The sequence below is a fragment of the Parapedobacter pyrenivorans genome, assembly GCF_014636865.1.
GTDB lineage: Bacteria > Bacteroidota > Bacteroidia > Sphingobacteriales > Sphingobacteriaceae > Parapedobacter > Parapedobacter pyrenivorans.
Map to the genome: position 1 here is coordinate 1,452,075 of NZ_BMER01000001.1, position 13,612 is coordinate 1,465,686.

Consider the following 13,612-nt stretch of genomic DNA (forward strand, 5'->3'; position numbering starts at 1 on the left):
CGCTGAAAAACCTTACGAAAACAGCATGAGCGTTTTTTACTTTGTAGCCTTTCTGTCTATATTTTTTGCGCTGATGACCATCTTTACCAGGAATCCGGTGCATAGTGTTCTTTATTTGGTGATCACGTTTTTTACGTTTACCGTGCACTACATTTTACTGAATGCACAGTTTCTTGCAGTGGTCAATTTCATCGTATACATGGGAGCTATCATGGTATTGTTCCTTTTTGTTTTGATGCTGCTCAATCTGAATAAGGATAGCGAGCCGCTGAAGTCCAATCTGGTGAAATTCATGGGTGCAATAGCAGGTATGTGCTTGTTGATTACGCTGGCGGGATCATTACGGATTTTGGAGGTGTCCGAGTCGGTACAGCTAAAAAATCCGGATATCGGCTTGGTAGCCAATTTGGGTAAAGTGCTGTTTAGTGATTTCTTACTTCCGTTTGAAATTTCTTCGATTCTATTGTTGACCGCCATGGTGGGTGCGGTATTGTTGGCTAAAAACGATCCAAAAAAAGTATAAATGGAAAGCATCGTACAAAATATACAGGGTGTGCCGCTCAATCATTATATTCTGTTTTGCAGTATCATTTTCGCTATCGGAGTCACCGGCGTACTGATTCGCCGTAATGTGATTATCATTATGATGTCCGTGGAACTGATGCTTAATTCGGTAAACCTGCTGTTGACGGCGTTTTCCGTGCATAACGGGGATCCGGCAGGACAGGTGTTCGTGTTTTTCATCATGGCCCTGGCGGCCGCAGAGGTGGCCGTAGGTTTGGCTATCATCGTGATGGTCTACCGTAATACGCGCTCGGTAGATATCAATGCACTGAATCGCTTACGGGGGTGATTGAATTTGGAGATTTGCCGATCTGAACGTACGCCGGCTTGGAGAATAGACGATAATTTGAAGATTTGAACTACTAAAAAAGCATGATAGATTTAATCTGGTTGATTCCACTGTTGCCGTTGGTTGGCTTTTTGGTCAATGGAATTGGCAGGGATGTATTGCCAAGGCCGTTGGTTGGCATTATCGGCAGTGGGGTGGTATTTGTTTCCTTTCTGCTGAGCTGTGGCGTATTTGCCGCCGTCTATGCGGCTCGCCAGGCAGGTGAATCCGCTACCTTTACACAATCGATTTTTGAATGGATCAGTGCCGGGAATCTGAGCGTTTCGCTCTCTTTTTTGGTCGATCCGTTGAGTGCCATCATGTTGCTCATCGTCACGGGTATCGGGTTCCTGATTCATGTTTATTCCATCGGTTACATGAAACACGATGACGGATTTGCCAAGTTTTTTGCATTCCTCAACCTGTTTATCTTTTTCATGCTACTTTTGGTCCTGGGATCGAATTATGTGGTGATGTTTATCGGTTGGGAAGGCGTTGGGCTTTGTTCCTACCTGCTGATCGGATTCTGGTTTAAGAGCTCGGCATTCGCCAGTGCAGCCAAGAAAGCTTTTGTGATGAATCGTATCGGCGATTTGGGCTTCCTTATCGCTGTGTTTTTGATATTCAATACATTCGGTACCTTAGAGTTTGCGGGAATTTTCCCCCGGGCGGCTGATATGGCCATGGGCGATACGACATTGCTGTTGATCACCTTGTTGCTTTTCGTAGCGGCCACCGGTAAATCTGCACAGATTCCGCTGTTTACGTGGTTGCCGGATGCGATGGCGGGTCCTACGCCGGTGTCGGCGTTGATCCACGCGGCAACAATGGTTACGGCGGGTATCTACATGATTGCCCGTTCCAATATCCTATTTACGCTTTCCCCGATTACGCTTCAGGTGGTTGCGGCCATCGGCATTTGCACAGCCTTGCTGGCGGCGGCCGTCGCTATTACGCAAAACGATATTAAGAAGGTGCTGGCTTATTCTACGGTATCACAGCTGGGTTATATGTTCTTGGGCTTGGGAGTGGGTGCATTCACGGGTGCTTTCTTCCATGTGATTACCCATGCATTTTTTAAGGCATTGCTATTTTTGGGTGCAGGTTCTGTAATCCATGCCATGAGCAATGAACAGGATATGCGTAGCATGGGCGGATTAAAGAAACAACTCCCCACAACGTATCTGACCATGCTGGTTGCTACGATAGCCATCTCCGGTATTCCGCCGCTTTCTGGCTTCTTTTCCAAAGATGAGATACTGGCCCATGCATTTTCCGCCAACAAGTTGTTGTGGGTGCTTGGCTTTATCGGCGCATTGTTTACGGCATTCTACATGTTCAGGATGTTATTTCTGACGTTTTTCGGTAAATTTAGAGGTACGGCCGAACAGGCGGGCCACCTGCATGAGTCGCCGGCAACGATGACCGTTCCTTTGGTTATCCTGGCCATACTGGCCGCTTTCGGGGGCTGGTTGAACGTACCGGCAGCCTTAGGCGGTAGCCACTTACTGGCCGATTTCCTTTCCCCCGTGTTCGCGGATTCCGTCGCTAAAACAGGGGCGTTCCATTTGGATCACACTACCGAATATATCCTGATGGGCGTATCGGCATTGGCGGCCGTTGTAATGGCCCTGGCAGCCTATAGGCAATATGTGAGTAAAGGAGCGGTACCGGTGGCGGATGAGGCTCCGCGTGGATTACTAGCCAAGATTTCTTATCACAAATTTTATGTAGATGAACTGTATGACGCAGTGATTGTTCGTCCGTTGAATGCGCTGTCGGTGTTCTTTTACCGTATAGTCGACCGATCGGGCATCGATGGGTTGGTTAATGGCCTAAGCAGAAGTGTGGGCGAATCCGGAAAGGGAATCCGATTGCTGCAAACCGGCAATGTAGGGTTTTATATTTTTATGATGGTCATCGCCATAATGGCACTCCTGGCCTATGGTTTTTTTAACGGTTAATCGAGACGAAGTTATATCGCGTACATGGACAATTTATTTATACTATTATTAATTCCGGTCCTTGGAGCATTGGTGCTCGCCTTTGTGCAACAGGCAAAGGCAGCCAGGCAGTTGGCATTGTTGGTGTCGTTGGTTTCGTTGGGGCTTACGATTCCATTTTTGGTGCAGTTCGTACCGGATGCCAGTATGCAGTTCGAGCAGCGGTTTGCTTGGATTCCTTCGTTGGGTATCCATTTCCATATCGGCATCGACGGGATTAGCCTGCCGTTGGTATTGCTTACCAATGGATTGATTCCGTTGATTATTCTTTCGGCGTTCAACTACGACTATAAGGGCGGGTTCTATGCGTTGGTATTATTTATGCAAGCTGGATTATTGCTCGTTTTCACCGCATTGGATGCATTCGCATTCTATGTAGGCTGGGAAGTGGCTTTGATACCGATTTACTTTATCTGTGCATTGTGGGGCGGAGAAAACCGCATTCGGGTAAACATCAAGTTTTTCATCTATACTTTTTTCGGGAGCTTGCTGATGCTGGTTGCGATTATCTACTTGCACATGCAGGTTCCCACAGAGGATTACGAACTGACCTCGTTTTACCAACTGGGATTGGATGCTAGTACGCAGCGATGGATCTTCTGGGCGTTTTTCATCGCGTTTGCCATCAAGATGCCCATTTTCCCGTTCCATACCTGGCAACCCGATACCTACACAGAGGCACCTACGGCGGGAACCATGTTATTGGCTGCCATCATGCTTAAAATGGGTGTATACGGAGTCATCCGCTGGTTAATCCCGATTGCTCCATTGGGTACGGCGGCATATGGGCAATTGGCGTTGGTATTATGTGTGATCGGCGTTGTTTACGCGTCTGTCATCGCGTTTAAACAAGGAGATATCAAGCGATTAATTGCATACTCGTCCATCGCACACGTGGGGCTCATCGGTGCGGGTATCTTTGCTTGGAATGTGCAAGGCTTACAAGGTGCCATTATTCAAATGATCAATCACGGCATCAGTGTGGTGGGTTTATTTTTTGTGGCGGATATCCTAATCCGTCGGCTGGATACGCGTGATATGGCGGCCATGGGCGGAATTGCAAAGCCCGCGCCGGTGCTGGCCATTTTGTTTTTGACCATCGTGATGGGTGCAATCGGACTGCCAATAACCAATGGCTTTATCGGTGAGTTCTTGCTGTTGATGGGGATTTATCAATATGGCATTTGGTATGCCGCTCTCGGTGGGCTCACCATCATTCTTGGCGCGGTCTATCTGCTACGGATGTATCAAAAGGTGATGTTGGGCGAAGTGAACACGCAAACGGCCGTTTTCACGGATATTAGGGGCACTGAATGGGTTGTGTTGGCGGTTGTTGTTGTTTTGATTATCGGTATCGGGGTGTATCCGAAACCCTTGTTGGATCTCTCGGAGGCGGCGGTAACGGATTTGATCAATAAGGTCGGTCTAATTAGATAAAAATTAAGAATTGCATATTCCGGAGGTGTTTGCCGAAGGGGCTAAGATAATAAACGAAACATGAGTGCGATCATTACGCTGTCTTTATTAGCTATATTGGTACTGTATCTGGGATTGTTCAAAGCCCGAAATGCGCTGTTACCGGTTTCCCTGTTGGGTCTTGTTACCACGCTGGTCATGTATGCGGTACAGTGGGGTATAGATGCCAACCCATTATACAGCGGTATGGTGTTGTTCGATCATTTTGCCGTTGCCTTTTCCGTCTTATGCGTTTTGCTGACTGCATTGGTGTTGTTGCTGTCCAAAGACTACTTCGATAAGGCAAGTCCGCATGTGGCCGAATACTATGCCCTCATTCTTTTTTCACTGACTGGAGCCGTGCTGGTCGTGTCGTTCCACAACTTGGCTATGCTATTCATTGGTATCGAAATCATGTCGGTGGCATTATACATCCTTGCAGGTATCCGAAAGAAGGATTTCGCGTCCAATGAAGCAGCTTTGAAGTATTTCCTGATGGGGGCGTTCTCCACAGGCTTTTTGTTGTTCGGTATTGCCTTATTGTATGGCGCAAGCGGCTCATTCGATTTGGCCGCGATTAAGCAATACGTGGTATCCAATCCGCACGCGATCTCACCACTGTTTTATGCTGGTATCTTGCTGCTGATAGTGGGGTTGGCATTCAAGGTGGGTGCTGCGCCTTTCCATTTCTGGACGCCCGATGTTTACGACGGCGCGCCGATATTGGTTACGGTATTCATGGCCACTGTGGTCAAGACGGCTGCATTCGCTGGTTTCCTCCGGCTGTTTTACTTTTGTTTCGTGCCGTTGCAGGATTTTTGGATGCCGGTACTGCTGGTGATGACGATCATCACCTTGTTTATCGGAAACATTACAGCAATCGTACAACAGAGTGTTAAGCGGATGCTTGCCTACTCAAGTATCTCACATGCGGGATACTTGCTTTTTGCCATTGTGGCCATTGGCCCGGCTTCTGGGGAGTCTGTACTGTTTTACGCTGGGGCCTATTCCTTGTCGACGATCATTGCCTTCGGAGCGCTTATCTTGGTGAAACGGGCTACCGGCAGCGAGCATTTTGAAGCATTCAATGGCTTGGCCAAACGGAATCCGTATTTGTCGCTGGCCATTGTCATCGCTATGCTGTCGCTGGCGGGGATACCGCTCACAGCGGGTTTCATTGGTAAGTTTATGATGTTTTCCGGTGTATTGGCAGACTACCAAATATTATTGGTTGTGCTTGCGGTCATCAATGCGGCGATGGGTATTTTTTATTATTTCAGGGTTATCGTGGCGATGTATTTCAGGCCGATTGACCGTGACCAGGTCGTGGTAAGTAGCCAATACAAAGCCGTGTTCTTATTGGCGGCGTTGATTACCTTATTGCTTGGTGTATATCCGGCTTGGCTAACGGGATTGATCTAATTCAGGCCTGCCAAACTTAGCTAAAAAAGGGGTGTCTAGCTTTCTAGACACCCCTTATGTATTGCATGGCTGTCTCTCCCTTATTTCGATTTATCGGGGAAGGCCGGTATTTTCGGTACGCCGGTCGTGCCATCTTCTTTTAGCTTTTCGAGCAGTACGCTGATGCCGCGCGTCAATTGCGCATCGATACCCTGGTACGCTGCATAGGGATCGTTAATCACCTCGATGTCTGGATGAACACCTTCACCCTCGATGATAAATGAAGAGCCATCAGCTGAAAAGTGAGCGAACTCTGGTTTACGCATATCGCCACCATCGATAAAAGGCAGGGAGCCGCTAATGCCTACTACGCCACCCCATGAGCGCTGGCCGATGAGCGGTCCGATGCCGTAGTATCTGAATTGCCAGGGGAACAGGTCGCCGTCTGACGCCGAATATTGGTCGATAAGGCACACTTTAGGGCCGATATGTGCATCCGGTTTGATCGAAGAGGTCTTACTGTTGCGCCGCATGGTGCCTAGGCCGGGCCTACGGAGCAGGCGTTCGATAATCATCGGTGATACGTTGCCGCCCCCGTTTCCACGGTCGTCGATAATGAGCGCTTCCTTATCGAGTTGGGGGTAGAAGTAACGGGCAAATTGATTAAGCCCCTCAGGGCCCATGTCCGGAATATGTACGTAGCCGATGCGGCCATTGCTGGCGGCGGTCACTTTGGCAATATTTTGCTGGACCCATTCGTGATAGTAAAGTGCGGATTCATCACTTATTGGCTTTACTAACACCTTGCGGATGCCGTTGTCTGTAGCTGTTCCGTTGATTTCAATTTCCACCAATTGGCCAGCCTTCGCGATAAGTGCCTGATAGAGGTTGTCTACATCTTTCATGGACGTGCCGTTGATAGAAATGATGTAGTCACCCGCTTTGGCGTTTACACCTGGTGCGCGCAGCGGGGACACCAGCGTCTTATTCCAACTTTGCCCGGAGAGGATGCTATCGATGCGGTAGTATCCGCTTTTGTCGCGGCTAAACGTCGCACCCAATAATCCCATAGGGATGCGTTGCACGTCGGGGCGATCGCCGCTGTTCACGTAGGCATGGCCAATATTGAGTTCAGCAATCAATTCTCCAATCAGATAAGTGAGGTCGTCGCGGTGGTTTACATAAGGTAATAATGGCGCATACTTGTCGTGCATTGCTTTCCAATTTACGCCGTGCATGTTGGGGTCGTAAAAATAGTCGCGCATCTGGCGCCAGCTCTCGTCGTACACTTGCTTCCATTCCGCTTTCAGGTCGATGGTTAATTTCAAACCGGCCAAATCAAGCTTACTAGAAGGCGTAATCTTGGTTTTTCCTAGATTTTCGATAAAAAACCCATCGCTGGTGCGGAAGAGGATTTTTTTGCGATCTGGGGTCACGCTGTAGCTTCCGAAGTTGCCGATTTCGGTTTCTTTTTTATCGGTGAGGCTAAAAAACCGGAACTTCCTATCTCCTCGGCTGCTGCTTGAATAGTATACGCCCTCATCGGTGGCCACAAGGCCGGAATATGATCCAGGTGTTACCGGCAAGCTTTCGATGCGGTCTGCCAATCCGTCCTCATCCACGACAACCGTCACCTCTTTTTTCGCAGACTCTTCGCGTTTCTCGCCTTTGTCTTCTTTTTTCGAATCATCGGTTGAGTCACGTTTCACGACCACTTCGTCACTTTCTTCCGCAAAAGGGGACTTAGCGTCCGCACTTAGCCGTACAAAATAGGGCCGGCTCATATCGTTATATGCATGGTTCCATTCGGTACTGCTATAGGTTGGGTTAAAGTCACGCTGCGAGACGAAATAGAGCAATTTTCCATCCGTGCTGAATTCGGGTTGGCCACTGTTGTACCAGGTGTCGGTAACGGTGATCGTTTTTCTGGTGACGATGTTGTAGAGTCTGATCACGGTAAACTCCCGTGCCTTTCCGGGCGTGGTGTAGGCGATCCATTTACTATCGGGCCCGAAGGTGTAGGAACCGACCGTACCCTCGTCGGAATGTGCAACAACGGTGGCGGTACCCGATTGGATATCCACGATGTGCAAATCTTGGCCGCGATCACCATAGAGTAGGTATTTGCTGTCGGGGCTCCAAATGGGGTTGAATTTGTATACCCGGCCGCCCTTGGTAAGTTGCTTGGCAGGCGCGGCTCCATCCTGTTGTTGGATATAAAGTTCATCTTCGCCCGTACGGTCGGAAATGAAGCTTACCCATCGGCCGTCGGGGCTCCATCCCACATTGCGGTCGTGCGCGCCGCTGCTTTGCGTGAGGTTTCGGGTTACCCCGGTCTTGGCAGGTACGGTAAAGACATCGCCCCTCGCCCCGAAGGTCACACGTTTGCCATCTGGCGATAGGTCAGCACTGTATATAAATTTGGACGCATCCACCTGTTTGGAACGACCCGAGGCGAAGTCCTCCGCGATGATGATGTGCAATTGGCGTGTCTGTCCATCGCGCAGATCGTGGTGATAGATATAACCGCCGTTTTCGAAGACGATGGCATCGCCACCCACCGAAGGGAATTTTACATCAAATTCCGTGAAATCCGTTATTTTTTGCGTTTGTTTGGTTTGGGTGTCATAAACGAAAAGATTGGCCCTCCGGTCGCGGTCGCTCACAAAATAGATTTTATCCTGATAGTACATGGGAAACACATCCTGCGCGGGATTATTGGTGATGTTTTCTGAAGCACCGGATTTGGGGTCTACCAGCCAGATGTCGTCGGCCATGCCCCCTCGATAGTACTTCCAGGTCCTGAATTCACGGAATACACGATTCATCGCCAGTTTTGATCCATCTGGGCTGTACGAAGCCCAGGAGGCCACATCGAATGGGAGTTCCTTACTGAGATCTCCATCAAGGGGGGCTAAATACAGTTTGCCTTTGAATGCATTGAACGACGTTCCACGGCTACGGTAAATGACATGCTGATTGTCGGATGTCCATCCCATTACAATGTTGTTGGGCCCCATCCGGTCGGCCACGTCGTCCCGGCTGAGTGTAGCCGTATAGGTGATTCGTTTGGGCTCACCTCCTTTGGCGGGGATGACAAATACTTCCGTATTTCCATCATATTGCCCGGTAAATGCGATGTGTTGGCCATTCGGGCTGAATCTGGCAAATAACTCATAGCCCGGGTGGCTGGTGATCCGGCGGGCTACGCCTCCATTTGTCGATACCACATAGAGGTCGCCGGCGTAGGTGAAAGCAACTTGATCGCCATGCACCGCTGGGAAGCGTAACAGGCGGGTTTCTTCTTGTGCACGGGTGACCGAAATACTGCACAGCAGTGCAATGAGTAGCATGGTTTTCTTCATGAGATGCAAATAATGTTCTAAATTAATTGGGGCTCCATCCGCCTAAGTTAAGGAAATCATCAGCAAGAAGCGTGTTGCAATTGCGGTTAAAATAAAAAACCGTTCCGGCTTACACCGGAACGGCCGCCCCAATGGGGTTAGGGGCTATCAACCTAAACCTATGCTGGTAATAGCGAAAAGGATGCCAAGTTTTTTGCTTGGCGGATATCTTTTGCATTTTTTTGAAAATTTTTGCAGGTTTCTGCAAACAAAGGATGCCTGCTACAATATTACAATTGGTTTTGGGTGATTTTGCCCTTAATAATATACAGTTTGACAATAGAAGCTTTTGTGATCACGGTGTCACCCTCATAATCGGGATTGGCGGCCCGGAGTACGATTTTGGAGGTGTCTTTGTGTTGGTAGAGCAACCTCACCGTCACCATGCCGTTGGCGCGTTCATCGGTCACGACCAAATAAGCCTCGCCCCATAGGATGATATCGGTGTTTGTAATTTCCTTGACAGCGATGATCTCACCGTTGGCGACGCGAGGATACATGCTGTCGCCGTACATGGGCAGATAAGCCGAGCAGTCGTTAAAGGGGCGAAAGTTTACGTAGTATTCCGGTGTGCTATCGTCGAAAATATCCGATGATATACGTTGCAGGTCGGTGAGTTTGACATCGTAGAAGGGTACGCTTTCTCCACCTGACTTGGGAATCGAATGAAAGGTCTGTTTGAGGTAGGGTCGTACCATAAATAGCTTCTCCCCTTCACCGGTGTTCAGGTAGGCTGGATTAATATTGTAATATTCAATAATGTCTTTTGCAAGGCGTTTGCCTAGTTTCCGTTTATTGTTTTCAATGGATGACCCATTATTGAATGCTTTCATCAAGGGGCTATAAAACTCTTCCACGGTCATGCCCAAGGAATTTCGGATCTCCTTAAGGCGGCTCCCGATTTTTTCCGACTGTAAATCAATGCCTTCTAAAGAATTTTGCATTTCCATCTGTTTTGATATTGAAATAGTATCTAAAGATATTATCTTTGTAGTATGAAATAGCAATATACAAACTTAGCTGCTGTTAACGTATGCAAAATAGAAAAAACAGTGCAGCTGCTCCTGCTTTGATGAAGAAATTCAACAAGTTGTGCATTAATTACCCATAGTCCACAAAACCGTTAACCATGGATATAGACTTTGATAACCTCAATTCGGTGCAGCAAGCCGCATTACGCCGGCTGGCCCTGGAGCTCACCGACCGGATCGGTACGGCATTTATCTTTTGTTTTGCCCTTCAACAGCACGAATCGAGCTGCGCGCATTGTTTTGCACAGAAAACAACGAAACAATGGTTCAAGGCCGATATCTTATTGGTGTACAATGAGAGCGAACAGCGCTGCTTGTATGACATCCAACATTTGGCCAATAACCTTAGTACCGATACGCATCAATACACCACGGTGGTGCTATCACATAACGATGCAATGCAACGCCTGGCTACAGGAGATGTGTTTGTTTGTCATATTTTCAAGCGTGGCGCTTTGTTGTATAGCCAAACGAATGCGTTGCCAGTCGTTCAGGGGTTTATATGCCACGAAACCTTGTTGCAAGAAACACGGGAAGGCTGGCGCCGTTGGTTCAACAACAGTTGCCAATTTATGGATTGTGCTGCATATTGCTTGGTGGAATGCAATTTTGGCTTGGCTGTATTTATGATGCATCAAACTGTGGAGCAAGCGTGCAAGGCGATACTTAAAGTCATGTTGCACATGAGGCCCAATACCCACAACCTTGCATGGATGCTCAAACTTTGCAGTACCATTGCACCAGAGATTGCCGGCGTCTTCCCTCGTGATAATCCGCGGGATAAGACGCTCTTCAATTTACTCAAAAACAGCTATAATGATTGCCGTTATGCTGCGGGGTTTACCGTCAAGGAGGAAGAGGCGTGGACGCTTTACTACCGTGCCTCGACACTTTTACGAATAGCCGGTGAGCTGAGCAATCGTCGGATTGCAGCAATGGAGCTGCTCGTAAAGAATCCTTCGCCACAAGCCTAATTTACTCATCTCGCAACGACTCCACGGGGTTAGCCACAGCTGCCCGGATGGCTTGCCCGCCCACTGTGAGCAACGCAATCATCATTGCCGCCAGCCCTGCCAGCCCAAAAAACCACCATTGGATTTCAATGCGGTAGGCGAAATCTTCCAGCCATCTGTTCATCGCCCACCAAGCAATTGGAGATGCGATGAGCATGGCAAGTCCGACGAGTTTCACAAAATCCGTAACCAAAAGACGGATAATGCTAGCTACCGTTGCTCCTAGTACTTTACGGATACCGATTTCTTTCGTCCGTTGGTAGGCTGTGAATGTCGCTAGTCCGAATAATCCAAGGCAAGCCACGAAGACGGTGAGCCCTGCAAACAAGCCCAGTATGATGCCGGTTTTACGTTCTGCCAGGTAGGTGTTATTGATCCGATCATCCAGAAAAGAGTACGAAAAAGGCAAATCGGGGCTGAGCCCATCATACTGTTTTTTCATGGTTTCCAGTAAACTGGTAACATCACCGGGCTTGGCTTTTACTAGAAGATTGCCGAAATTCTTGTTCAACACCATCACCAAAGGTGATATCCGTTCGTGCAAGGATTTGAAATGGAAATCTTTTACGACTCCCACAATACGTAAGTGTTTGTTTTCGCCATTGACTAGCGTTTTTCCGAGCGCGTCGCCGGTCCATCCAAATGTTGCAGCAGCCGTTTCGTTGATAATAGCGCTCAATGAATCCATGCCGTAATCGGCTGAAAAATTTCGGCCAGCTGACAATTCGATTCCCAGGGTTGGGATATAGTGTTCATCCACATCATATCGGAGGGTCTTGGTCCATTGCGCGGGAGCATCTACGGGATGGACGAAGAAGTTGTTACTATAGGTAGCGCCCGCCGGAACATAGGGCGAGTTACTCACGTGGAGTACACGTGAATCCTGTAGCAATTGCTGCCGGAATATTTCTTCGTTTTTTTCCAAGGGCCAGGTCCGCAGTACCAGCACTTGTTCCTTATCATAACCCAGTTTTTTATGCTGGATGTAATGGAGTTGTTTGTACACGACGGTGGTACAGATGATCAGACCAATCGAAACCAGAAACTGGAAAACGACCAAACCGCTGCGCAATCCCAAGCCGTTATTGTCAGGAATGAGCTTCCCCTTCAATACCGCTACCGGCCTAAAGGCTGACAAGAAGAATGCCGGATAACTTCCAGCCACAAGACCTACGGCAAACCCAACGAACAACAGCAAGGGTATGATCCACCAATGTGCTACCAAGTCGAGTGTTAATGCCTTGCCCGATAGATGGTTAAACAGCGGTAACGCCAAGTAGGTAAGTCCAATGGCGAATAGCAACGCGATAAACGTCAATAGTAGCGACTCGAGTAGAAACTGGATGGTCAGCGCTTTCCGCCCCGACCCGAGTACTTTCCGTACGCCTACCTCCTTGGCCCGTCTGGAAGCACTGGCGGTAGCCAGGTTCATGAAATTGATACTGGCAACGAGGAGCATGAACAAGGCAATAGCACCGAAAATGTACACATAGCGGATGTCTCCTGGCGTACTCAGGTCATTGGTAAAATCCGAATGCAGGTGAATGTCCGTAAGGCGCTGGAGGTGTAAGCCGATGTCGTTACCCGCCTTTCGGTGTTCCGTATAGGTCATCCCGAAAGCAGCGGGGAACTGGGGGCCGGCATATTTTTCAAACAACGCGGGGAGCTTGACTTCCATCGTGTTGTAATCTGAGCCGGGATGAAGTACCGCGTAGGTATAAAAGCCCGATTCCAGCCACGAATGGGATTTAGCATTCGGGTAGCTAGACATAGAAGTGAAAATATCGAAACGGAGGTGTGAGTTATGGGGTAAATCCGCTGCCACACCCGTCACTTTTAGGGGTTGGTTATTGTCCTTCACCGCTATTTGCCTGCCGATGACATCTATACTCCCGAAATATTTTCTGGCAACTGTTTCCGTAAGGATGACTGTGTTGGGTTCGATGAGCGCAGTCTTTGAATTGCCCTGGATTAGGGGAAAGCTGAATACCTGGAAAAAATTTGAATCCACGAATGCCATTTCTTCCTCATTGAAGAACTGATCGGCCACCTGAAAGAAAGGTCTGCCGGCCGATACCAGACGGGTGGCGGCTTCAACAGCTGGAAATTCCGCTTGGATTGCCTGCGCCGTAGGAGGCATTACATTGGCTTCTTTGATCTCACCACCGGGTACGGCGCCGCCAAATACCACACGCACAATGCGGTCCGACTTTTCGTGGAATCGGTCGTAGCTCCATTCATCGAATATAAATAAACCGATCAGTATGCATGTGGCGATTCCCAAGGCTAGCCCCGCGACGTTGATGACGGCAAACACCCGCTGCCGTAGCAGGTTACGGAGTGCAGTTTTGAAGTAGTTCTTTATCATCTCTTTAGTAATTAGTACATTACACTTGATCGTTAGATAATATCT

The 13,612-nt window shown here is 48.6% G+C and carries 9 protein-coding genes; 6 read left to right on the plus strand and 3 right to left on the minus strand.

Features of this window, described 5'->3' with window-relative positions; genetic code table 11:
* Positions 1–25 precede the first annotated feature (25 nt).
* The 5 genes from IEV98_RS05800 to IEV98_RS05820 all read left to right on the plus strand — a co-directional run bounded on the left by IEV98_RS05800 (position 26) and on the right by IEV98_RS05820 (position 5,772).
* Positions 26–523 carry an NADH-quinone oxidoreductase subunit J family protein gene (locus tag IEV98_RS05800; RefSeq protein WP_188504934.1) on the plus strand — a complete coding sequence of 166 codons (498 nt, stop codon included), beginning with the start codon at positions 26–28 and terminating at the stop codon, positions 521–523.
* Positions 524–853 (plus strand): NADH-quinone oxidoreductase subunit NuoK, encoded by a 330-nt coding sequence (nuoK, locus tag IEV98_RS05805; protein ID WP_188504935.1) that lies wholly within the window; start codon positions 524–526, stop codon positions 851–853.
* Between the two features lie 83 nt (positions 854–936).
* Positions 937–2,856: an NADH-quinone oxidoreductase subunit L gene (gene nuoL / locus IEV98_RS05810; RefSeq protein WP_188504936.1), complete on the plus strand. Its 1,920-nt coding sequence runs from the start codon at positions 937–939 to the stop codon at positions 2,854–2,856.
* Positions 2,857–2,880: 24 nt separating this feature from the next.
* A complete protein-coding gene (locus IEV98_RS05815) occupies positions 2,881–4,332 on the plus strand; it encodes a complex I subunit 4 family protein (protein WP_188504937.1) in 1,452 nt (483 codons plus the stop codon).
* Positions 4,333–4,392: 60 nt separating this feature from the next.
* Entirely contained in the window at positions 4,393–5,772 is a 1,380-nt protein-coding gene (locus IEV98_RS05820) for an NADH-quinone oxidoreductase subunit N (protein WP_188504938.1), read from the plus strand.
* An 80-nt stretch (positions 5,773–5,852) separates the two neighbouring features.
* Here IEV98_RS05820 and IEV98_RS05825 read toward each other — a convergent pair whose 3' ends face one another.
* Complete coding sequence (locus IEV98_RS05825) at positions 5,853–9,116, minus strand: S41 family peptidase (RefSeq protein ID WP_188504939.1); 3,264 nt, start codon at positions 9,114–9,116, stop codon at positions 5,853–5,855.
* 269 nt (positions 9,117–9,385) lie between these two features.
* Positions 9,386–10,099, minus strand: a complete 714-nt coding sequence (locus IEV98_RS05830; protein ID WP_188504940.1) for a S24 family peptidase — start codon at positions 10,097–10,099, stop codon at positions 9,386–9,388.
* A gap of 185 nt (positions 10,100–10,284) precedes the next feature.
* Between IEV98_RS05830 and IEV98_RS05835 the strand changes: the two genes are divergently transcribed.
* Positions 10,285–11,160: a HEPN domain-containing protein gene (locus IEV98_RS05835; protein ID WP_188504941.1), complete on the plus strand. Its 876-nt coding sequence runs from the start codon at positions 10,285–10,287 to the stop codon at positions 11,158–11,160.
* 1 nt (position 11,161) lies between these two features.
* Here IEV98_RS05835 and IEV98_RS05840 read toward each other — a convergent pair whose 3' ends face one another.
* Positions 11,162–13,567 (minus strand): ABC transporter permease, encoded by a 2,406-nt coding sequence (locus IEV98_RS05840; RefSeq protein ID WP_188504942.1) that lies wholly within the window; start codon positions 13,565–13,567, stop codon positions 11,162–11,164.
* Between the last annotated feature and the right edge of the window lie 45 nt (positions 13,568–13,612).